At 72.5% G+C, this 20,422-nt stretch carries 22 protein-coding genes and 1 pseudogene; 5 read left to right on the forward strand and 18 right to left on the reverse strand.

The genetic code is table 11. The features are described 5' to 3' along the window. Positions 1-17: 17 nt before the first annotated feature. Together RM779_RS30865 and RM779_RS30870 are read left to right on the forward strand one after the other, a co-directional pair. A complete protein-coding gene (locus RM779_RS30865; protein ID WP_311621090.1) occupies positions 18-485 on the forward strand; it encodes a hypothetical protein in 468 nt (155 codons plus the stop codon). Next, positions 461-1,027: a nitroreductase family protein gene (locus tag RM779_RS30870; RefSeq protein ID WP_311621091.1), complete on the forward strand. Its 567-nt coding sequence runs from the start codon at positions 461-463 to the stop codon at positions 1,025-1,027. Before RM779_RS30865 ends, RM779_RS30870 begins: the two co-directional genes overlap by 25 nt. Before the next feature lie 19 nt (positions 1,028-1,046). Here the strand turns inward: RM779_RS30870 and RM779_RS30875 are convergent, their stop codons facing one another. Further along, positions 1,047-1,949, reverse strand: coding sequence for a LysR family transcriptional regulator (locus tag RM779_RS30875; protein ID WP_311621092.1), 903 nt, complete (start codon positions 1,947-1,949; stop codon positions 1,047-1,049). A gap of 504 nt (positions 1,950-2,453) precedes the next feature. On the opposite strand from RM779_RS30875, the gene RM779_RS30880 reads away from it, so the two are divergent. Then, positions 2,454-3,107, forward strand: coding sequence for a ClpP family protease (locus RM779_RS30880; RefSeq protein WP_311621093.1), 654 nt, complete (start codon positions 2,454-2,456; stop codon positions 3,105-3,107). Position 3,108: 1 nt separating this feature from the next. Next, on the forward strand, positions 3,109-3,717 hold the full coding sequence (locus tag RM779_RS30885; protein WP_311621094.1) for a ClpP family protease: 609 nt from the start codon (positions 3,109-3,111) through the stop codon (positions 3,715-3,717). A gap of 24 nt (positions 3,718-3,741) precedes the next feature. Here RM779_RS30885 and RM779_RS30890 read toward each other — a convergent pair whose 3' ends face one another. The 6 genes and pseudogenes from RM779_RS30890 to RM779_RS30915 form a co-directional block, all read right to left on the reverse strand. Next, positions 3,742-4,227, reverse strand: coding sequence for a helix-turn-helix domain-containing protein (locus tag RM779_RS30890; RefSeq protein ID WP_311621095.1), 486 nt, complete (start codon positions 4,225-4,227; stop codon positions 3,742-3,744). Positions 4,228-4,336: 109 nt separating this feature from the next. Next, the gene (locus RM779_RS30895; protein WP_311621096.1) at positions 4,337-4,696 is read right to left on the reverse strand and encodes a lytic polysaccharide monooxygenase; all 360 of its coding nucleotides are present in this window, start codon (positions 4,694-4,696) and stop codon (positions 4,337-4,339) included. Positions 4,697-4,731: 35 nt separating this feature from the next. Next, positions 4,732-5,730: an aldo/keto reductase gene (locus RM779_RS30900; protein WP_311621097.1), complete on the reverse strand. Its 999-nt coding sequence runs from the start codon at positions 5,728-5,730 to the stop codon at positions 4,732-4,734. Between the two features lie 68 nt (positions 5,731-5,798). Then, complete coding sequence (locus RM779_RS30905) at positions 5,799-6,692, reverse strand: LLM class flavin-dependent oxidoreductase (protein ID WP_311621163.1); 894 nt, start codon at positions 6,690-6,692, stop codon at positions 5,799-5,801. A gap of 140 nt (positions 6,693-6,832) precedes the next feature. Then, positions 6,833-8,443, reverse strand: coding sequence for an alkaline phosphatase D family protein (locus RM779_RS30910; RefSeq protein WP_311621098.1), 1,611 nt, complete (start codon positions 8,441-8,443; stop codon positions 6,833-6,835). Between the two features lie 173 nt (positions 8,444-8,616). Next, positions 8,617-9,259, reverse strand: a pseudogene (locus tag RM779_RS30915) (response regulator). Positions 9,260-9,281: 22 nt separating this feature from the next. On the opposite strand from RM779_RS30915, the gene RM779_RS33815 reads away from it, so the two are divergent. After that, on the forward strand, positions 9,282-9,518 hold the full coding sequence (locus RM779_RS33815; RefSeq protein ID WP_394813429.1) for a hypothetical protein: 237 nt from the start codon (positions 9,282-9,284) through the stop codon (positions 9,516-9,518). Here RM779_RS33815 and RM779_RS30920 read toward each other — a convergent pair. The 11 genes from RM779_RS30920 to RM779_RS30970 form a co-directional block, all read right to left on the reverse strand. Next, positions 9,488-10,162, reverse strand: a complete 675-nt coding sequence (locus RM779_RS30920; RefSeq protein WP_311621099.1) for an HAD family hydrolase — start codon at positions 10,160-10,162, stop codon at positions 9,488-9,490. The genes RM779_RS33815 and RM779_RS30920 overlap by 31 nt on opposite strands. A 64-nt stretch (positions 10,163-10,226) precedes the next feature. Continuing rightward, complete coding sequence (locus RM779_RS30925) at positions 10,227-11,216, reverse strand: aldo/keto reductase (RefSeq protein WP_311621100.1); 990 nt, start codon at positions 11,214-11,216, stop codon at positions 10,227-10,229. Between the two features lie 215 nt (positions 11,217-11,431). Continuing rightward, on the reverse strand, positions 11,432-12,004 hold the full coding sequence (locus tag RM779_RS30930) for a GrpB family protein (protein WP_311621101.1): 573 nt from the start codon (positions 12,002-12,004) through the stop codon (positions 11,432-11,434). A gap of 199 nt (positions 12,005-12,203) precedes the next feature. Further along, a complete protein-coding gene (gene mnhG / locus RM779_RS30935; RefSeq protein ID WP_311621102.1) occupies positions 12,204-12,614 on the reverse strand; it encodes a monovalent cation/H(+) antiporter subunit G in 411 nt (136 codons plus the stop codon). Continuing rightward, on the reverse strand, positions 12,611-12,877 hold the full coding sequence (locus tag RM779_RS30940) for a monovalent cation/H+ antiporter complex subunit F (RefSeq protein WP_107485038.1): 267 nt from the start codon (positions 12,875-12,877) through the stop codon (positions 12,611-12,613). Before RM779_RS30940 ends, mnhG begins: the two co-directional genes overlap by 4 nt. Beyond that, entirely contained in the window at positions 12,874-13,395 is a 522-nt protein-coding gene (locus tag RM779_RS30945) for a Na+/H+ antiporter subunit E (protein WP_311621103.1), read from the reverse strand. Before RM779_RS30945 ends, RM779_RS30940 begins: the two co-directional genes overlap by 4 nt. Positions 13,396-13,404: 9 nt before the next feature. Then, positions 13,405-14,883 (reverse strand): proton-conducting transporter transmembrane domain-containing protein, encoded by a 1,479-nt coding sequence (locus RM779_RS30950; protein WP_311621104.1) that lies wholly within the window; start codon positions 14,881-14,883, stop codon positions 13,405-13,407. Continuing rightward, the gene (locus RM779_RS30955) at positions 14,880-15,335 is read right to left on the reverse strand and encodes an NADH-quinone oxidoreductase subunit K (protein WP_311621105.1); all 456 of its coding nucleotides are present in this window, start codon (positions 15,333-15,335) and stop codon (positions 14,880-14,882) included. The genes RM779_RS30950 and RM779_RS30955 overlap by 4 nt, the downstream gene beginning before the upstream one ends. Then, entirely contained in the window at positions 15,335-18,154 is a 2,820-nt protein-coding gene (locus tag RM779_RS30960) for a Na+/H+ antiporter subunit A (RefSeq protein ID WP_311621106.1), read from the reverse strand. The genes RM779_RS30955 and RM779_RS30960 overlap by 1 nt, the downstream gene beginning before the upstream one ends. 149 nt (positions 18,155-18,303) lie before the next feature. Then, on the reverse strand, positions 18,304-19,254 hold the full coding sequence (locus RM779_RS30965; RefSeq protein ID WP_311621107.1) for a C-terminal binding protein: 951 nt from the start codon (positions 19,252-19,254) through the stop codon (positions 18,304-18,306). Beyond that, positions 19,251-20,420, reverse strand: coding sequence for a fumarylacetoacetate hydrolase family protein (locus RM779_RS30970; RefSeq protein WP_394813433.1), 1,170 nt, complete (start codon positions 20,418-20,420; stop codon positions 19,251-19,253). The genes RM779_RS30965 and RM779_RS30970 overlap by 4 nt, the downstream gene beginning before the upstream one ends. Positions 20,421-20,422: the final 2 nt, after the last annotated feature.

Here is a 20,422-nt window from a genome sequence, read left to right on the forward strand (position 1 = left end):
CCGAAGGAGCCACCATCATGAGCACGCCCACTCTTCAGACCAGCACCCACGCGCCGCAGACCCTGGGCCGGATCGAACTGGCCGACGCCGTCCGGGACTCGATCGGGCAGGCGCTCGCCGTCGCGCCGGACCCCGACGTGGACATCGACCGCTCCATGGCGCGCTACCACCAGATCCTCGACTTCGGCCGCCACAGCGACACCCCCGGCGTCGGCTACGTGCGCAACCTGCCCGTCGACGCCGAGCTGCCCGCCACACCGGCGAACGGCGGCCCGGCCACCGGCAAGAAGACGTTCGTCGCCGAAGGCGTCCTGCTCGGCCTGTCCGGCCTGCTCGGCGAGCCGGAGCCCCCACCCCCACCCCCCACTCCGCGGGCACGACGAGCGCGCACGACGAGCGGGAACGACCAGCAAGGACAACGAGCAAGAACGACGGGCAGGAACACGAGGAGGACACACCCATGGACGTCACGACCGCCGTACTGAGCCGCCGCAGTGCCCACACACTCGTGGAACCGGCCCCGAACGACGAGGAGTTCACCTACCTGCTCCGGGCCGCGGCCACCGCCCCCGACCACGGCCAGCTCCGCCCCTGGCGGTGGATACCGGTGCGCGGCGAAGGACGCACCGCGCTCGGCCGCTGCCTCGCCGACGACAGCCCCGCGCCCGGCCTCCGGCGAGATCAGGCGGCGGCCAAGACCCGCCGGGCGCCGCTCCTGGCCACCCTGGTGTTCAGGCCGGTGACCGACCACCGCGTGCCCGAGTGGGAACAGCTGGCCGCCACCAGCGCCATGACCGGCTTCCTGAGCCTCCTGCTGCACGCCCGCGGGTTCGGAAGCATCCGGCGCACGGGCAAGTTCACCGAGTCCGAGCAGGCCCGCGGCCTGCTCGGCCTGCAGCCGACGGAACGCCTGCTGGGCTGGCTCTACATCGGCACCCCGGGCGAGCGACAGGCGCCCAAGCGGCGGAAAGCCGACGACGTCACCGACCGGATCTCCGTCTTCGCCCCCGAACTGGTGACCGCGTGAGGCACGTTGACGGGCCGGCTCAGCCGGACTCGGCCAGCGACATGTCCTCCCGCATCAGCCGCACCGCCTGGTCGATGAACAGCTTCAGCTCCCGTGACAGCCGCCGGCCGCTGCGCCAGGCCAGCTGCGTGTGGACGGAGAACGGGGCTTCCCACTCCAACTGCGTCATCTCGCCCTTCTCCAGCTCCCCGGCCACGGTCACCGAAGGCAGCAGGGCGATCCCCAGCCCGGACGTCACGCCCCTCTTGATCGCCTCTATGGTTCCGAACTCGAGGAAGGGAATCGTCCCTTCGACCCGCAGCTCCTCCTCGAACAGATCGCGGTACGCGCATCCGGCCTCGGTCGCCAGGATGGACGCCGCTCTCAGATCGGCGAGGGACAGGCCGTTCTGTCCTGCCAGGGGATGCCCCGGGGCCGCCACGAGCACCAGCGGCTCCTCCGCCAGCACCACGGTCTCCAGGCCCTGATGCCGGGTCTCCTGTTCCATGAGGAAGCCGATGTCGAAGATGCCCTGGCGCAGCGCGTAGCAGGTCTCGGCGCACAGGCTCGGCCGCAGCGAGAGCTGCACCTTCGGGTAGCGATGATGGAAGAACTCGAGTAACGGTGGCATCCGGTACGAGGTGACACTCTCCATCGTGCCGATCATCAAGGTGCCCGACGGCCCGCCTCCACCGGCGAGATCCGCGCGTGCCGCGTCGGTCAGCGCCAGGATCTGCTCGGCGTACTCCAGCAGCTTCTCACCGGCAGCCGTCAGCCTGATCCGCCCGCCGAGCCGGTCGAAAAGCTCGACGCCCAGTGATGTCTCCAGCGCGCGAATCTGCGTCGTCACACTTGACTGAGCGTAGCTCAGCTCCTCCGCGGCGCGGGTGAAGCTCATCAGCGTCGCGACCTTCTGGAACGTCACCAGATGGCGAATCTCCACGGTACCCCCTGTGTTGAACATTCTGCCGAGAAAAGCATGCCTTCAACACGGGCTCTCCGCAGCCCCCTCAGAGGCGACAAGCACCCAGGCCCTGTCCTGCCGATCTTGTCGGAGCAGCCCGCTTGGCCGTACTCGCGCGATGCGACAACGCAGCGAGGTGCCGTAGCTGGGGGCACCTCCCTGGGGGCACCTCCCAGACGAAGTCTGGGGGAGGACTCTGGGGGAGTCGTGGGCCCGACAAGATCGACAGGACAGGACCTAGGTATGGACCTCCCATCGGAATGCGGGATGTGACGTTCGCCACTTGACGTATTCGCGTCGCAGCGGCATGCCGCCCCCCTCGCCCACGGCGGCACAACACGCGCGACTCGGGCCCAGCGCCCTCTGCCGGCAGCGAATCTGCTACCGGCCGATAACTCCCCTTTTCCCACGCAATCGGCTCCACAGTGGAGACATCGCGGCGACAGAGCCGCGTCCACATCAGGACCAGGATCAGGAGGACCGATGCCATCACTCCTCACCGGGCCGGGTCCCGCCCCGGCACCGAGGGCGGAAGAGGGGGACACCCCGGCGACGCGTTTCGACGACCACCTGTCCACCCAGCTGCTGACGCAGCGGATCGTGTTCCTCGGCACGCAGGTCGACGAGGTCTCCGCGAACCGGATCTGCGCCCAGTTGCTGCTGCTCTCCGCGGAGAACCCGCGGTCCGACATCAGCCTCTACATCAACAGTCCCGGCGGCTCCGTCTCGGCGGGACTCGCGATCTACGACACGATGCAGCTGATCCCCAACGACGTGTCGACCCTCGCCCTGGGCTTCGCCGCCAGCATGGGGCAGTTCCTGCTCGCGGTCGGCACACCCGGCAAGCGCCACGCACTGCCGCACGCGCGGATCATGATGCACCAGCCCTCCGGGGGCATCGGCGGAACCACCGCCGACATCGCCATCCAGGCGGAGAACCTGGAGTTCACCAAGAAGACCATCGAACGGATCACCGCCCGGCACACCGGCCAGACCGAGGACACCATCTCCCGCGACGGCGACCGCGACCGGTGGTTCACCGCCCAACAGGCCAAGGAGTACGGCATGGTCGACCACGTCGTCTCCTCCCTCACCGACGTCCGGCCGACCGGCACCCAGCGCAGGGCGGGGTTCTGACATGAGCCAGTACACGATCCCGACCGTCGTCGAACGCACCCCGCACGGCGAACGGGCCTACGACATCTACAGCCGCCTGCTGTCCGAGCGGGTCATCTTCCTCGGCACGGAAATCGACGACGGCGTCGCGAACGTCGTCATCGCCCAGCTCCTCCACCTGGAATCCTCAAGCCCGGACCGCGAAATCGCCCTCTACATCAACTCACCCGGCGGCTCGTTCACCTCGCTCATGGCCATCTACGACACCATGACGTTCATCAACGCCCCGATCTCGACATTCTGCGTCGGACAGGCCGCCTCCACCGCCGCGGTGCTCCTCGCCGGCGGCGACCCGGGACGACGCGTCGTACTCGAACACGCACGCGTGCTCCTCGGCCAGCCGGCGAGCCGCGGGCAGCAGGGAACCGTCTCCGACCTCAGCGTCCAGGCCAAGGAGATGATGCGGATTCGTACACAGGTCGAGGAAGTCCTCTCCCGCCACACACGGCACGACGTGGCCACCCTCCGGGCCGACATGGACCGGGACAAGGTGTTCACCGCACAGGAAGCCGTGGCCTACGGACTCGCCGACCAGGTACTCAGCCACCGCACGGCGGACAAGGGACACTGAGCCCCTTTCCGGCGCCACGGCCGCTCAGGCGGCCAGCAGCACAGGCCCGGAGGAGACAGCCGCCCGCGTCCCGGCCGGGCGGCCCCTGCCGGTCAGCTCGGTGAGGGACGTCGCCCGGCCGTCCTCGGCGGTCGGCGCGGGGGCGGGGCCCGCCCGCCTGACGGGGGCCGGGCGGGCCACCTCGTCGTGCGCGAGGGCGAGGAGGTCGGCCAGGCCCAGGCCGAGGGCCTGGGCGGCGGCCGCGAGGACTTCGGACGACGCCTCCTTGCGGCCCCGCTCCAGCTCCGAGAGATACGGCATGGAGATGCGGGCCGCCTCGGCGACATCCTTGAGCGTGCGCTCCTGGGCCTGGCGTTCGCGGCGCAGGACGTCGCCGACGACGTGCCGCCACAGGGGCTCCTTGGCCGGGCCGCCGGGCCCCGGCGCGGCGGGGGCCTTGGCCGTGGGCGTGGCCGTGGCCGGGCGCAGGGGGATGACGCGGGCTTCGTTCGGCACGTTGCTGCTGCTCACCCGTTCAGATTAGAAGCCACGGGCCGGGACGGCACCGCGCGGCATTCCGCCCCCCGCGAAACCGGGGCGCCGGCCCGTCCCGGGCCCGGACACCGGGGCCTCGCGCGGATCAACCGAAGTCGACGTCGCTGCACATGCAGTAGGACTGATCCAGGTGCGCGGCCTGCCAGACCTCGATGTTGTTGATCTCGCCGGGCGGCATGCTCCCGGTTTCGGCCACGAGTTCGAGGTCGTCCCAGCCGAGCGGCTGCGTCTTCGGGTCGTAGCCCTGCTTGCTGACGTAGACCTGGAAGTAGTCGGTGCCGTGGTGGGCCTGGTCCTGGAACACGACGGTGAAGTCGTCGGTGACGTCCGTCGTCTGCCACGCGCCCGGGGTGTCCATCGACGCGTAGCGGCCGTCCGCGGTCAGCCCGGCGCCGCACAGCTGGCCGTCGGGGATCGCGCCCCTGAGAGCACTCCCATTGATCAACCGGGGCCCTACCAGGCGCCCGTCGACTGAAACGTTCAATCCCTCCGGGGGACCGGCGCCTCGCGCGGCAGCAGGCGCGCGGCGCGCAAGTCCTGCCACAGCCCCTCGGGAACGGGGTGGGCGAGGAACGCCGCGTTCTGCTCGACCTCCTCCGGCGTCCGGGCGCCGACGACGACCGTCGCGACCGCCGGGTGGGCCAGTGGGAAGCGCAGTGCGGCGGCCAGCGGCGGCACCCCGTACCGCGCGCAGATACCGCGGATCGCCGCGACGCGGGCGCGCAGCAGCGGCGGAACGTTCCGGTAACCGTGCGGGGCACCGGGCGTGGGGTCGGCCAGCAGCCCGGACTGGAAGACGCCCGCCGCCATGACCGCGACCCCGCGCCGCGCGCACAGCGGCAGCAGCTCGTCGAGTCCTGACTGGTCGAGCAGGGTGTAACGGCCCGCGAGCAGGACGCAGTCCGGGCCGGGCTCGGGCGCCTCGCGCAGGAAACGGGCCGCGACGTCCGCGTGATTCACGCCCAGCGAGACGGCCCCCACGGTGCCGGCCCGGCGCAGCTCGGCCAGGGCGCGGTAGGCGTCGGCGAGCGCGGCCGGGTAGTTCTCGTCGGGGTCGTGGATGTGCAGCACGTCGACCCGGTCGAGGCCGAGCCGGTCCAGGCTTTCGGCCAGCGAACGCAGCACCGCGGCGTACGAATAGTCCAGGCGCGGCCCGAGCCCGGGAGGCGGGTCCGCCCAGATCTCCTGCGTATCGGGACCGTTCGGCTCGATCAGGCGCCCCACCTTCGTGCACAGCACGAACCGGTCGCGCGGGCGCGGCGCGAGGGCCGCGCCGGTGTACGCCTCGGAGCGCCCGTAGCCGTACACGGGGGCGGTGTCGTACAGCCGCACGCCGAGCCGCCAGGCGCGGTCGACGGTCGCGGCGGCCTGCTCGGCGGGAACGGGCGCGAACAGCCCGCCGATGGACGCCAGTCCGAGCCCGAGACGGCTGACTGTCAGCCCGGTGCGGCCGAGCGGAACGAGATCACCGGCGCTCACGGCCCGCCGCCCTCGCCGCCGCCGTCGGAACGGCCGCCGCCGTCGGAACCGCGGGCGCCGGCTCCGGGCTAACCGGCGGCGCCGTCATGGCCCCCGCCCCAGGTGCCGTTGGGAAGGCGGGAAACGGCGGCCAGCGTGGCACCGGTCTGGGCCAGCGGGTCCGGGCCGATGGGCCGCAGCACCACCGTGGAGGCACCGGCCTGCCACAGCTCCTGAACGCGGGCGGCGGCCGTACCGGGATCACCCGCGGCCAGGAACGACTCCGCCGGCGGGATGCCGAGCCAGCCCGCCTGCGCCGCGAGGACGGGACCGGTGCGGTCGGGGTCGTCCGGCACGCAGAGATGGGTGAAGACGATCAGCTCGTGCGGGCGGCTTGCCGCGGCGGCCTCCCGTCCGCGGGTGATGTGGGGCAGCGCGGCGGCGATCTGCCGCGGGCCCTGGCCCTCCGCGAGGATGGTGCCGTCCGCGGCCCGGCCGGACAGTTCGAGGGAACGCGGGCGGACCACGCCCGTCACGACCGGCGGCGGCTCGGCGGGCGGATGCACCAGGCGAACGCCGTCGACGTGCACGGCCCGCCCGTCGACGTTGGCCTCCTCACCGGCGAGGAGCGTGCGCACGGTGGTGACGGTCTCCTCAAGCAGCGCGAGCGGGCTGGCGGGCGCCGCACCGACCTGCGCCATCCATTCGGGCACGCCGTGCCCGATCCCGGCGATGAGGCGGCCGGGGAACGCTCGGGCCAGGGTGGCTAGCTCCATGCCCAGCAGGGCCGGGTTGCGCAGCGGCGCGGGGGCGATGCCGATGCCGACGCGGAGGCGGGAGGTCGCGGCGAGGGCCAGCGCCGCCGAGGCGACGGCTCCGGCCCACGTCAGGTCCTCGACCACCCACAGGTCGTCCGCCCCCTGTTCCTCCACCGCGGCGGCGAAATGGGCGAGATCTTCTGGGCGTTGGTCCCGGTCGAACATCACGCCGAGGCGGAGCCTGCCGGTCGTCACAGTGGTCACGGGTCCCACCGTACGGGCAGGACATGGCGCCGTTCCATCCGGATACCCGCGGGGCGGGCGGGGCGCGTTGTCCGCGCGCCCCGCGGGTGGTTGTGCGGAGATCAGACGGCCTGTGCGCCGGGGCGGCCGGGCTCGACGATGAACCGGGCGGCCGTCTCGACGGGCGCGCCGGGGGTGGTGACGTAGGGAACGACGCGGTAGTCGGCCCGGAGTTCGCGCCCGGTGGCGCGCATGACCGTGTAGCCGCGCTGCGAGTTGTGCCACTTCAGGTGCGGGTTGACACCCGCGGTGAGCCAGTCGTGGCCGACCTGGTCCATGGGGGCGCCGTCCTTGCCGGAGCTGATGGACGTACCGGCGAACTCGGTGGCGACGACCGGCGACGCCTCGTCACCGAAGTCGAGCTTCAGATCGGCGACGACGCTCCGGTGGATGTCGCCGGTCAGCACCACGGGGTTGGCGACGCCACGCCCGTGCAGGCCGGTCAGCAGCCGGTCGCGTGCGGCGGTGTAGCCGTCCCACATGTCGAGGCCGGAGGAGAGGACGGCGGGGTCGGGGTCCTGGTCGACCTGGGCGATGAGGGTCTGGTTGGCGAGCACGTTCCACGTGGCCCCGGAACGCGCCGCGCCGTCGAGCAGCCACCGTTCCTGCGCGGCGCCCAGCATGGTGCGCGCGGGGTCGCTGCGCTCGGCGTCGCAGCCGGGCTTGGTGCCGTCACCGCAGACCTGGTCGTCGCGGTAGGAACGGGAGTCGAGCACGTGCAGGTCGAGCACGCCGCCGAACGGCAGCCGCCGGTACATGCGCACCGCCGATCCGTTCGGCTTCTGCGGCAGGCGGAGCGGCAGGTGCTCGTAGTACGCCTGGAAGGCGGCGGCCTTGCGGGCGCGGAAGCTGGCGATGTCCGCGTCGGGGAAGCCGTCGGTGTCGATGGCGGCGATGTCGGCCGCCCAGTTGTTCTCCACCTCGTGGTCGTCCCAGGTGAGAATCCAGGGGAACGCCCCGTGGGCGGACTGGAGATCGGCGTCGAGCTTGGTGAGCGCGTGCCGGTTGCGGTACTCGGCGAGGGTGTAGGTCTCGCGCTGGAAGGAGGCGTCCAGCTCCATGCCGCGGACCCCGGCGGTCGCGCCGACGCCGTACTCGTACTGGTAGTCGCCGAGGTGGACGACGAAGTCGAGGCTCTCCTCGGCCATGTGGCGGTAGGCGGTGTAGAAACCCTCGTACCAGCACTGGCAGGAGGCGAAGGCGAACGAGACCTCCGTGCCGCGCCCCTGGTCGTGCGGGGAGGGCGCGGTGCGGGTGCGGCCCGTCCGGCTGACCTCGCCGCCCGCGCGGAAGCGGTAGAAGTAGTCGCGGCCCGGGGCCAGTCCCGCGACCTCGACGTGGATGGAGTGGCCGAGCTCGGGCACGGCCTGGGCGATGCCCTGACGTGCCACGTCACGGAAGCGTTCGTCGTGGGCGACCTGCCACTGCACGGCAACACGGCGCTCGGGCATGCCGCCCCGGCCGTCGACGGCGAGCGGGTCGGGGGCGAGGCGCGTCCACAGGACGACCCCGTCGGGCTCCGGGTCGCCGGAGGCCACGCCGAGGCGGAAGGGGTCCCCGGCGAAGCGAGGGCTGGCCCAGGCGGTGCCGTTGCTGAACCCGGCGGCGAAGAGGCCGAGCGCGGCCGTTCCGGCTCCGGCGCTGCCGAGGAGGCGGCGTCTGGTGAGATCCATCGAAGAACCTGCCCGTCTGTGCACGGTGGTACTGACGGGCCGCCACGATCGTGGCGCGCGATGACGTTCGGGTGGAGGCTCGCCCTACGTTTCACCACCTTTCGGGGAACATCGGCACGTAGCGGGCCAATTGTCATACGGGGGATGTGGTGCGGGGGAACACCGGATGGGGGTCAGGTGAGGGGCGGCGCGGCGTCCCGGACGAGGAGTGCCGCCTGCACTCGGTTCCCACAGCCGAGCTTGGCCAGCACCCGGCTCACGTAACCCTTGATCGTCATTTCGCTCATGTGGAGGCGGTGTCCTATCTCGGCGTTGGTCAGTCCCTCGGCGATGAGTCGCGCAACGTCGGCCTCGCGCGGGCTGAGGGCGGTGATCAGCTCCGCCGCCTCCCTGCGGCGGCGCAGGTCGCCGGGGGTGACGACGCCGAGGACCAGCCTCGTCACGGCCGGGGAGAGGAACGCGTCGCCGCCGTGCGCGGCCCGCACCGCGCCGATCAGCTCCTGCGGCGTGCAGTTCTTCAGGAGGAAGCCGGCGGCTCCCGCCTGAAGGGCGCGCAACACATTGGGCCTCCTGGCCGAAGGCGGTGAGCACGACGGTCCTGATCCTCGGCGCCAGTCGGTGCAACTCCTCGGCGGCGCTCAACCCGTCGAGGACGGGCATGGCGATGTCGAGCAGGGCGACGTGCACCCCCAGCCTGACCGCCTCCTCGACGGCCGCCCGGCCGTCGGTGGTCTCGGCCATCACCTCCATGTCGGACGCGGACTCCAGCACGGTGCGGATGCCCGCGGAGATCAGCGGCTCGTCGTCCGCGACCAGCCCCACCCGGGCACTCGGGCTGATGCTTCCCCTGTTCTTCCTGGGCTCCCAGGGCCTGGGGAACGTGCCGGTGGTGGGCGCCGTCGCCCAGTACCTGCCGGACCAGGCGGGGGCGGTGATCCTCCACATGGCGGGGCCGCCGGAAGACATGAGGTTCGGCCGGGACTTCGGCCCCTGGGCGGGCGTGGGCATCCTCGGCCTGTGGGCAGCCGTCGCGCTCGCGGCCGGTTACCTGGTACTCGGGAGGCGCGATGCCTGATCACCCGTGGGCGCCACCCGGTCCGGCGCGGGCCGGGCCAGGAGGGTCCGCGCCAACGCGTATGCCTCACTCAGGCTGGTGCCGCGGTAGGTCAGGGCGGCGAGTCCGGCGAGGTGGTGGTCGGCGTTGACCGCGACGGTGCGGCGCAGCCGGCGGAACAGCGGGGCGTCGGACATCGAGTCGCCGTAGGCGACACAGTCCTCCACGGCGAGACCGTGGTCGGCGCACAGCTCCTCGACGATGCGGACTTTGTCCTGCGGGGTCAGCACGTTCGCCGGGTCGAGTGGGCGAGTGAAGGGGAGTTCGGGAAACCGGGAGGCCACCACCTGATCGAAACCAAGTGGAAGCAGCTGTCGCGCGAAGAAGTCCGGCGACATCGTGATCACCACGGACCGTTCACCGCGGCGGCGGATGTCGGCGCACACCTCCTCTATACCGGCCAGCCACGGACCGGCGGCGAATGCCGCGGTGACCGCGGCGGGGGTGAGGTGCGCCCACAGTGCGCGGATGGCGGCGGAGAAGCCCTTCGTGTCCAGTTCCCCCGCCGCGAACCGCACTTCGAGATCCGTCAGCTCGGCCAGCGTGCCGATCTGACGGGCCACCTCAAGATTGGCCGTCGTACCGCGCAGGAGTGTTCCGTCCATGTCGAAGACGTGCAGCATGACATGCCCTTTCACCGGTGTCCGCCAGGGGCGCCGCCCTTCATCCTCACCTACCGGTGTCGATCCCGGCCAGGTAGCTTTCGTCCGCCTGCGCCCCGGCCACCGAGCCGGGCGGCACCAGCTTCTCCAACTGCTGGAAGACGGCCTCGTCCAGCGACAGGTCCGCCGCCGCCGCGTTCGCCCGCACGTTGGCCACGCGGCGCGTGCCCGGAATCGGGATGGTGCCGCGGTGCAGCAGCCAGGCCAGCGCGAGCTGTGCGGTCGTGATGCCCCGCTCCGCCGCCAGGGCGGCCAGCGCGTCGACGAGCGTCAGATTCCGGTCGAGGTTGCCGGACTGGAAGCGGGGATTGCCGCGGCGCCAGTCCTGCGGGCCGAGGTCCGCGGTCCCGCGCACCGAGCCGCCGAGCAGCCCACGCCCCAGCGGGCTGTACGCGACGAACGCGGTGCCCAGCTCGGCGCAGGTCGCCAGCAGTTCGTCCTCCGGTGCCCGGTTGAAGAGCGAGTACTCAGTCTGCAGGGCCGCGACGGGATGCACCGCGTGGGCGCGGCGCAGCGTGGCCGGGGACACCTCGGACAGCCCGATGTGTCCGATCTTCCCCGCCGTGACCAACTCGCCGAGGGCTCCGACAGTTTCCTCGATCGGCGTGGTCGGGTCGAGCCGGTGGAGGTAGTACACCTCCACGTGGTCGGTGCCCAGCCGCTCCAGGCTGGCGTCGAGGGCTCGGCGCACGTAGGCGGGGCGGCCGAGCCCGCTCAGCAGTTGCCCGTCGGCGCCCTGGTTCCCGCCGAACTTCGTGGCCAGGACGACTTCTTCGCGGCGCGCCCCCAGGACCCTGCCGATCATCCGCTCGCTGTAGCCGTCGCCGTAGATGTCGGCTGTGTCGACAAGTGTCATGCCGGCGTCCACGGCCGCCAGCAGGGCCGCCTCGGCGTCCTCGGCCGCCACCTCGTCGTACACATGCGTCACCAGCGTCATGGCGCCGAACCCGACCGCCGACACGAGCGGCCCATGCTGGCCCAGGCTGCGATAGCGCACGATGCATCTCCCCTTTGCTCTTCGGGCTCACGCCGATTCGCCACCGATCCTGGCGTGCCGCGCGGACGCTCAGCCAGTGCCCAGCGGAAACTAGCCCTGGCAGGGCTAGGAACGGCTTCTGCCCGGCACGCTGGACCAGCGGGTCGTCACACCAGTCCGTCGCAGGCCGCGCCGGGAGACGCGAGGAGCGGGACGGGGCGCCCCTGCTGCCGTAGTCAGGCGGGCGGCCGCCAGCCGGTCGCCGCGGCCCAGCGCTCCGCCGCACCCATCAGCACCTCGGTGGCCGGCGCCTTGATATGGCCGTATTCCAGCAGGTCGGGCACGGTGGCGGACAGGCGCCGCTTGAAAACGCCCCAGGCGCGGCGAGCATCCGCGTCGGCCCGCAGGTAGTCGCGGAACAGCAGCGCGAAACGGGCATTCGGGCCGTCGGTCTCGCGCACGTGGACGTTGCAGGTGCGCGCGCCGACCGGCGGGGCGAACACCAGCTTGCCGCACCGCACTCCGCCGCTGACCTCGGTGCGGTTCCACGGCTCCGGCCGGCAGCGGAAGCCGATCGACGTCATCAGGGGCACGTCCACGGCCTCGGCCACACCGCGGACCCGCACCTGTACGTCGATGCAGTCCTTCGCGGGCAGCCCCGGCACGGCGGTGGAGCCCACGTGTTCCACCGCGACCGCACGCGCGCCCAGTGCCACGCGCAGGGCCGCGGCCAGCCGGTCGAACTCGGCCGCCCATCCGGCCCGGTGGTCGACCACCTCGACCCGGCGCCACTCGTCCGGAAACGGCATCTCGGCACGCTCCTCCCCCAGGCATCCCGCACGCACCATCGAAGGAGATCGTATGAGGCACCGCACCACCTCGGGGCCCGGTCCGGCACGCGGGCCCGTGGTCGAAAGGGCTGCCCGGCCCGCGACTCGGCCACGACGTCGTCCGGGAGCCGCTCCCACGGCCCCGCTCGTCGGCCGACCGCTTCCGGGAAGACGGGCTTCAGTCGTTGCCGCGCTCCTGGGCATCCTCGCGGGGCTCGGCGGACTCGGCGGGCTCGCCGCTCTCGCGGCGCGCGTCGGCCGCGAGCCGGTCGGCGAGTTCGTCCATGACCAGGCCCGGCCGGTAGATCTCGCCCGTACGGTACGCGGTTCTGCCGACGACCTGCCCGGTCACCGGCACGGTGATCAGCTGGAAGACGGCGACGAGCAGCAGCGCCCACGCGAACTTGACCGAGACCTGCAACTCGGTGCCCAGCAGGATGAGGACAACGCCGAGCGTCTGCGCCTTCGCGGCGGCGTGCAGGCGGCAGATGGCGTCGGGGAACCGCAGGACCCCGACCCCGGCCAGCAGACAGAAGAGGGCGCCCACCAGCATCAGCACGGAAGAGACGACGTCCGTCAGGGCGGTCACCGGATGTCCTCCCGCTCCCCCACCAGGTGGGCCGCGGTGACCGAGCCGATGAAGCCGAGCAGCGCCAGGACCAGCAGCAGCGGAACGGAGCGCCCCGCGTCGTTGGCCGCGACGTGCACCGCAAGGGCCGAGACGATCAGGGTCACCAGCACGTCGAGCGAGACGATCCGGTCCAGCACGCTGGGTCCGCGCACCAGGCGCACCAGCGTCAGCAGCGCGGACACGGACAGCATGATGAGGGTGAGGGCAAAGACCACGTTCACTTGGGGGCCTCCTTGGGTGCCTGCTTGGGTGCCTCCTTGAGTGCGGACACCGTGGCCCGCTCGGCCCGCCACACGGAGCGGCGGCGGCGTTCGGCCTCCGCCCGGGTACCCGCGGGCAGCCCGTGCACGTACAGCACCCGGCGTTCGCGGTCGATTTCGAGCACGAGGCTGCCCGGGCTCATAGCCGTGAAGAACACGGTGGCGGCGATGATCACGTCGCTGTCCTCCTCCAGAGGCACCTCCATGACCGCGGCGGGTACGTGCCGGCCGTGCCGGATCGCGGCCCACGCCACGGAGGTGGCGGAGCTGACGAGCTGGATCAGGAGGTGCCAGAAGAGGCCGATCAGCCGCAGCGGGCGCAGGGTGACCCGCAGGTCGACCGCCGGCATGCGGAACGCGGCGCGGACCGCGATGACGACGACCAGGCCGCCGATCAGCACCACCGCACTGACCGACCCCCAGAGCATGAGCCACAACAGCAACAGCCACAGGGGCTGGACCAGGTAACGCAACGTCATGCTTCCTCCTCAGCGGGCGAGCAGGTCGTGGGCGGCGCGTTCGCTCAGCTCGGCCAGCGGTCCGGCTCCGGCCGCGATGGCCAGGCCGACGAGCACGATGCCCGCGGTGGCGCCGACGGTCAGCCGCTGGTGGCCGGAGGGCCCGGCGACCGGCGAGGAGACGGCGCGCCACACCCGGACCATGGCGTACAGCGTGAGCAGGCTGGTGACGAGCGCGGCGGCGGACATCAGGTAGGCGGCGGTTCCGCCGTCGGCGACCGCGGCCTTCAGCAGGGCGAATTTGGCGATGAATCCGGAGAAGGGCGGGATACCGGCCATGCTCAGCGCGGGCAGCAGGAAGAGGGCGGTGACGACGGGAGGAGTTCCGTGCCGCTCGGCCGCGCCGGCGCCCTCGGAGGAGTCGCGGGATTCGAGACGGTGCAGCGCCGCGGTGCCGGTTCTGGCCACCACCAGTCCCGCAACGAGGAACAGCCCGGCCTGCACGACGATGTGATGAATGATGTAGAGGATGGCGCCGGTGAAGCCCGCGACATCGAAGAGCGCGATGCCGAACAGCATGAACCCGATATGGCTGACGAGGGTGAAGGACAGCAGCCGGTTGATGTCGTCCTGGGCGATGGCGCCGAGGATGCCGACGAGCATCGTCAGCACCGCCGCGCCGGCCACCAGCCACCACGTGTCCTCCCGCGGGAAGAGCTGCGACTGGGTGCGGATCATCGCGTAGACGCCGACCTTGGTGAGCAGCGCCGCGAAGACCGCGGTGATCGGCGCCGGGGCGGTGGGATAGCCGTCGGGGAGCCAGAAGTGCAGCGGCACGACGGCGGCCTTGATGGCGAAGACCACGAGCAGGAAGGCGCCGAGCGCCGAGCGCACGCCGTCGTCGAGCCCCGCGGTCCGCTCGGCCAGTTCGGTGAGGTTGACGGTGCCGGTGGCCGCGTAGATCAGGGCGACGGCCGTCAGGAACAGGAGCGAGGACATGAGGCTGGTCATCGTGTACGTCATGCCGGCGCGCACGCGCGCGGCTCCGGCGTTCAGCGTGATCAGCACGTAGGAGGAGGCGAGCATCACTTCGAACGCGACGAACAGGTTGAACAGGTCGCCCGAGAGGAAGGCCAGGCTCACGCCGCTCACGAGGAGCAGATACGCGGGGTGGAACGGGACGATCGAGGAGCCGGCACGGTCCGGCGTGCCCTGCCCGATGGCGAACAGCAGCACGGCGAGCGCGACCAGCACCGCCACCGCCAGCAGCAGCGCGGACAGCAGGTCGGCGGCGAGCGTGATGCCGAGGGTCGGTGCCCACCCGCCGAACGCGACCTCAGCGCGGCCGTCGCGGTCCACGGCGACGAGCAGGAGCACGGCGTCGACGAAGACCGCCGACAGCACCAGCACGGTCAGCAGCCGCTGCGCGAAGCCGTGACGCGACAGGCCGAGCGCGATGCCGGCCGCGAGGATCGGCAGCATCACCGGCAGCGAGACCAGCCACGTCATCCGGCCTCCTCCCCTCGCCTGTCGCCGGAGCCGACGGAGCCGACGGGACCGCGGGCGCGGGGGCCGCGGCCGAAGCCGTCGTCGCCCTCGTCCTCGTCCTCGTCGTCCTCGACGTCCGCGGTCGGCTCGGTGTCGGCGCGTTCCCTGACGTCGCCGATGCGGCGGTCCTCGATGTCGTCGGGCACCTCGTCGTGCCCCGACAGCCGCCAGGACCGGTAGGCGAGCGCGAGCAGGAAGGTGGTGACGCCGAAGGTGATGACGATGGCCGTCAGCGCCATGGCCTGGGGCAGCGGGTCGGCGCCGCCGGTGGTCAGCAGCAGCAGGTTGGTGCCGTGCCCCAGCACGATGAAGCCGAGCAGAATGCGCGTCAGGGACCGCTGGAGCATCAGGTGGACGCCGGCGGCGAACAGGCCGCCCACCACCACCGCCATGGTCAGGTCGAGGCTCTTCATCAGGCTCGCGCTCCCTCCGCGGCGGACAGCAGCTTGAGGATCACGCCGACGACCAGCACGTACACCCCGATGTCGAAGCTGATGGACGTGCTGACGTGCAGCCAGGTCGTGGCGGACAGGGGTTCACCGCCGAAGGCGAGCGGCACGAGCCCGGTTCCGGCGGCCAGGACGAGGCCGCCGCCCGCCACGATGCCGGGGTCGATGGGCGCGACGAGACCCAGGTCGGTGCGCCCGCCGACGAGGTAGCGCAGCACGAACGCCTGCCCGGCGACCAGCCCGCCGGCGAAGCCGCCGCCCGGCCCGTAGTGGCCGTAGAACAGCAGGAAGACGGAGAAGACCAGGATGGAGGGGAACAGCACGCGGGTGAGGACTTCCATCGCCACGGAGCGTTCGGCGCCGGGGCGTTCCGCCGCGCCGGGCAGCCAGTGCTGGCGCGGCTGGTCCCAGCGGGCGGCGGGCGCCCGTTCCGGCGGCTGGTCACGTGCGTAGGCGGGCGGCTCCTGGGGCCCGGTCACGGGCGCGGTCTGGCCCGGCTCCGCGTCCTCGCCGCCCCAGACCCGCACGAGACTGACCACGCCGATCGCGGTGACGAGGAGGACGGAGATCTCGCCGAGGGTGTCCAGGGCACGGAAGTCGACGATGATCGCGTTCACGGCGTTCTCGCTGCCGGTCTCGGCGAGGTGCCGCGCATAGTCGGGGGCGTCGGAGCCGTCGCGCCGCGCCTGCGTCGCGACGAGCGCGAACACCGCCACCAGCGTGCCGGTGGCCAGCGCGACCGCGGCGCGCACCCAGCGGCCCCTGGCCGACGGGCTCTCCGGGGTGAACCGCGGCGGCAGCCGTCGCAGCACCAGGACGATGACGACGAGGGTGAGGGACTCCACGAGGAACTGGGTGAGCGCCAGGTCCAGCGCGTCGCGCGCCACGAAGAGGCAGGCCACGCCGTAGCCGACGGCGCCGGTGAGCAGCACGGCCGCCAGCCGGTGGCGGATCATCGTGGCCGCGACGGCGGCGCCGAGGACGATGGCGGCGGGGGCGAGTTCGGTCCACGACCGCCACAGGTCGACGTGGCCGGTCGGGGAGGCGCCGGACAGCAGAGAGACGAACGAGAGCAGCACGACCGTGGCGAGGACGACGGTGAGATAGAACGGCAGCGAGCCGACCTGCGTGACGCGGGTGAAGCGGATGGCGAACGCGCCGAGCCCGCGGATCGCCGCGCGGTACCCGCGCTGCGCGTCGGGCAGCCGCGGCAGCGAGGACCTGAACGCGGCCATCCCGCGGCGGCCGAGGTGCATCGCGAGGCCGAGCAGCAGGGTCAGGACGGACAGTCCCAGAACCCAGGTGAAGCCGTGCCACAGCGCCAGGTGGTACGGCTTGTCACCGGCGGGCGGCTGGTAGGCGTCGGCGTACGGGCCGGTCAGGCCGTCGGTGACGCCGGGCAGCAGGCCGAGCGCCGCGCCGAGCGCGGCCGGCACCGCCGCGGGCGCGAGGAACGCGGCGGCCGGTCGGCGCGCGGGCGTGTCGGGCAGGCCGGGTTTCGCCGCGAACGCGCCCCACAGGTACCGCGCGGACAGGGCGACGGTCAGCACCGAGCCGGCGAACAGGGCGAGCGGGGTCCACGGCACGCCCGCGACGCCGCCATGCAGGAAGGCGTCGTAGCGGGCCTCCTCGCCGATGAAGCCGAGCAGTGGCGGCAGCCCCGCCATGGAGGCGGCGGAGAGCACGGCGACGGCGCAGGTGGCGGGCAGTCGGGCGCCGAGCCTGGACAGCCGCCGCAGGTCGCGGGTTCCGGCCTGGTGGTCGATGACGCCGGTGACCATGAAGAGGCTGGACTTGAACAGCGCGTGCGCGAGCAGCATGACGGCACCGGCCACTGCCGCGGTTCTGGTGCCGGCGCCGAGCAGCGCGATCAGCATGCCGAGTTCGCTGATGGTGCCCCAGGCCAGCAGCCGTTTGAGGTCCTTCTCGCGCAGCGCCCGCCAGGCGCCGAGCACCATCGTCGTGAGGCCCGCGGTGAGGACCAGCAGGCGCCAGGGCGCGACGTCGGCGAAGCCGGGCGCCAGCCGCGCCACCAGGTACACGCCGGCCTTGACCATGGCGGCGGCGTGCAGGTAGGCGCTGACCGGGGTGGGCGCGACCATGGCGACGGGCAGCCAGGAGTGGAACGGCATCTGCGCCGACTTGGTGAACGCGCCGACGAGGATCAGTACCAGGGCCACCGGGACGTACCCGCCGCGCGGCGGGTCCGCGATCAGTTCGGAGAGCCGGTAGCTGTCCCCGGCCCGGCCGAGCATGATCAGGCCGAGCAGCATCGTCAGGCCGCCGAGGACGGTTGTCAGCAGGGCCTGTTCGGCGGCGCGGCGCCGTTCCGTGCCGGGTCTGCGGCCGGCGATGAGGAGGAAGGAGACGACGGTGGTGAGTTCCCAGAAGGTGTAGAGCAGCAGCAGGTGGTCGGCGACGACCAGGCCGAGCATGACCCCGGCGAACGCCAGCAGCCAGCCGGCCTCCCGGCCCGCGTCGCGGTCGCGGTAGTAGTAGGCGCCGTAGGCGAGGACCAGGGCCCCGATGCCGCTGACGATCAGCACCATCAGCAGCGACAGCGGGTCGAGCCGCACGTCGAGGCGCAGGCCGAGGGCGGGTACCCAGGCGAGGCTTTCGTGCTGGGGCTCGCCGTCGAGCACGCGGCCCGCGCGGGTGAATGCCCATACGAGGGTGGCCAGCGGCGGGAGCGCCGCGACGGCCCACGCCGCGCGGCCCAGGCGCGGCGCCAGCAGCGGCACCAGCGCGGCGACGCCGAGGTGGGCGACCACCAGCACCAACATGCAGCCGCTCCCTCACCTCGTCGTCGACGGCTCCCGCATGGGTTCCCTGTGATCAGCAGAAATAACGGGGTTTGAGCCGAATGGCCGCCGGAGAGCACGGGCGGGGCTTGACGGGGCAGGCGGGCGGGGCGGGCGGGCCGGACGGGGCGTCAGGCCACTTGGCAGCGCAGGGGTTCGCCCGCGAGGGCGCGGGCGGCCTCGTCCGCGGCGAGGCGCTGGAGGGCGTCGAGTGATTCGGTCGAGTAGAACGCGGCATGCGGGGTGAGGAGCACGTTGGGCAGGCCGCGCAGCGGCGAGTCCGCCGGCAGCGGCTCGGGGTCGAACACGTCGAGGGCCGCCGCCGCGACGTGGCCGGTGCGCAGGGCGGCGGCCAGGGCGGCGGTGTCGACGAGGGCGCCGCGCGAGGTGTTGACGAGAACGGCCCCCGGCCGCATGCGGGCGATGTTCCGCGGGCCGATCAGGTGGTGGGTGTCCGGGGTAGCGGGGGCGTGGAGCGACACGGCGTGGGACCGGGCCAGCAGCTCGGGCAGGGCGACGAACTCGGGGTCCTCCGGCCCGCCGGCGGGGTCGGCGAAGGGGTCGGTGGCCAGGACGTGGAAGCCGAACGTGCGGAGCCTGGCGTGGACGGCGCGGCCGATCTGGCCGGTGCCGACGAGCCCGACGGTGGTGGCGGCGAAGCTGGGCAGCGGCCCGGCGTCGCCGGGGGCGCACCAGCCGTGGTCGCGGATGGCCCGGTCGTAGACGGACAGCCGCCGCAGCAGCGCGAGCAGGGCGGCGGTGGCGTGGTCGGCGACGGTGTCGGTGCCGTAGTCGGGCACGTTGGCGACGCGCACGCCGAGGGAGCGGGCGGCACTCACGTCGACGTTGTCGTAGCCGATGCCGTAACGGATGACGGTGGCGCCGGGCTTCAGGGCGGCCAGGGCGGGCCGCGTCATCGGGGCGAAGTTGACGAAGGCGACGTCGGCGCCGCGGACGGCGCCGACGGTCTCGTCCTCGGTGGTGCAGTGGTGCTCGGCGAAGTCCGCCGCGAAGCGGGCGGCGACCGCCCGTTCGTGGCGGACATCGCCGAACGCCTGGTCGGTGACGACGACTCGGCTCACAGCAGGCCCCGGCCGGCGAGGTTGGCCATGAGCGCGCGGATGCCGAACGTCCAGGGCGGTGCCTGCTCGCTGTGCGCGACGGTGTTCACCAGCGTGCCGAGGTGCGGCGCGGAGATCCGTACCACGTCGCCGAGGTGGTGGGTGAAGCCCTCGCCGGGGGCGTCGCGGTCGTGCGTGGGCGCGAACATCGTTCCGGTGAACAGCATGATCCCGTCCGGGTACTGGTGGAGCGCGCCGGTGGTCTGGGCGACCAGGTCCAGGGGGTCGCGGCTGATCTCGCCGAGCGAGCTGACGCTCTCCAGGGCGAAGCCGTCGGTGCCGGTGATGGTCAGGGAGATATCCAGGGCCCGCGCGTCGTCGATGGTGAAGCCGTCGTCGAAGAGGCGGATGAACGGCCCGAGGGAGCACGAGGCGTTGTTGTCCTTGGCCTTGCCGAGCAGCAGGGCGCTGCGCCCCTCGACGTCCCGCAGGTTGACGTCGTTGCCGAGGGTGGCGCCGACGGCCCGGCCGCGGGAGTCGACGGCGAGGACGAGTTCGGGTTCCGGGTTGTTCCACGTGGAGCGGCTCCAGATGCCGACGTCCGAGCCGACGCCGACCGCGGAGAGCACCGGGGCCTTGGTGAAGACCTCCGCGTCGGGGCCGATGCCGACCTCCAGGTACTGCGACCACAGGCCCTCCGCGATCAGCACGTCCTTGGCGCGCGCGGCGGCCTCAGAGCCGGGCACGAGGTCGCCGATGTGGCCGCCGATGACCTCGCGCACCCGCGAGCGCACCGCGGCGGCACGCGCCCGGTCGCCCGCGGCGCGCTCCTCGATGACCCGTTCGATCATGCTGCGGACGAACGTGACGCCGCACGCCTTCAGCACCTGGAGGTCGCAGGGCGCGAGGTAGTGCGGCACGTCGCGGCGGCCGGTGAGGGTGGCGTGCAGGACGTCGGCGGCGGGCCAGGTCCGCGCGGCGGGCGCGGTGGCGGCGAACGCGGCCGGGTCGGGGTGGTCGAGCAGGTCGGCGACGGTGGGGGCGAGCGGGGTGAGATCGGCGAGGTCCCCGCCGCGCAGGACGGCGACCGAGGGGCCGCCGTCCTGCGGGTCGTGGAGGCGGGCTATGAGGACAGCGCGGTCGGCGTCCTCGGGGAGTATCGCGGCGGAGTGGTCGAGCAGGTCCATGG

The sequence above is a fragment of the Streptomyces johnsoniae genome, assembly GCF_031845565.1.
Classification (GTDB): domain Bacteria; phylum Actinomycetota; class Actinomycetes; order Streptomycetales; family Streptomycetaceae; genus Streptomyces; species Streptomyces johnsoniae.

Excerpts from the sequence above, each read along its gene's own strand:
- RM779_RS30865 (WP_311621090.1), top strand. The coding sequence starts at position 18 with ATGAGCACGCCCACTCTTCAGACCAGCACCCACGCGCCGCAGACCCTG.
- RM779_RS30920 (WP_311621099.1), bottom strand. The coding sequence starts at position 10,162 with ATGGACGGAACACTCCTGCGCGGTACGACGGCCAATCTTGAGGTGGCC.
- RM779_RS30960 (WP_311621106.1), bottom strand. The coding sequence starts at position 18,154 with ATGTTGGTGCTGGTGGTCGCCCACCTCGGCGTCGCCGCGCTGGTGCCG.
- RM779_RS30930 (WP_311621101.1), bottom strand. The coding sequence starts at position 12,004 with ATGCCGTTTCCGGACGAGTGGCGCCGGGTCGAGGTGGTCGACCACCGG.
- RM779_RS30950 (WP_311621104.1), bottom strand. The coding sequence starts at position 14,883 with ATGACGTGGCTGGTCTCGCTGCCGGTGATGCTGCCGATCCTCGCGGCC.
- RM779_RS30910 (WP_311621098.1), bottom strand. The coding sequence starts at position 8,443 with ATGGATCTCACCAGACGCCGCCTCCTCGGCAGCGCCGGAGCCGGAACG.
- RM779_RS30870 (WP_311621091.1), top strand. The coding sequence starts at position 461 with ATGGACGTCACGACCGCCGTACTGAGCCGCCGCAGTGCCCACACACTC.
- RM779_RS30970 (WP_394813433.1), bottom strand. The coding sequence starts at position 20,420 with ATGGACCTGCTCGACCACTCCGCCGCGATACTCCCCGAGGACGCCGAC.
- RM779_RS30885 (WP_311621094.1), top strand. The coding sequence starts at position 3,109 with ATGAGCCAGTACACGATCCCGACCGTCGTCGAACGCACCCCGCACGGC.
- RM779_RS30945 (WP_311621103.1), bottom strand. The coding sequence starts at position 13,395 with ATGACGTTGCGTTACCTGGTCCAGCCCCTGTGGCTGTTGCTGTTGTGG.
- RM779_RS33815 (WP_394813429.1), top strand. The coding sequence starts at position 9,282 with ATGCTTCCCCTGTTCTTCCTGGGCTCCCAGGGCCTGGGGAACGTGCCG.
- RM779_RS30955 (WP_311621105.1), bottom strand. The coding sequence starts at position 15,335 with ATGAAGAGCCTCGACCTGACCATGGCGGTGGTGGTGGGCGGCCTGTTC.
- RM779_RS30880 (WP_311621093.1), top strand. The coding sequence starts at position 2,454 with ATGCCATCACTCCTCACCGGGCCGGGTCCCGCCCCGGCACCGAGGGCG.
- RM779_RS30905 (WP_311621163.1), bottom strand. The coding sequence starts at position 6,692 with ATGTTCGACCGGGACCAACGCCCAGAAGATCTCGCCCATTTCGCCGCC.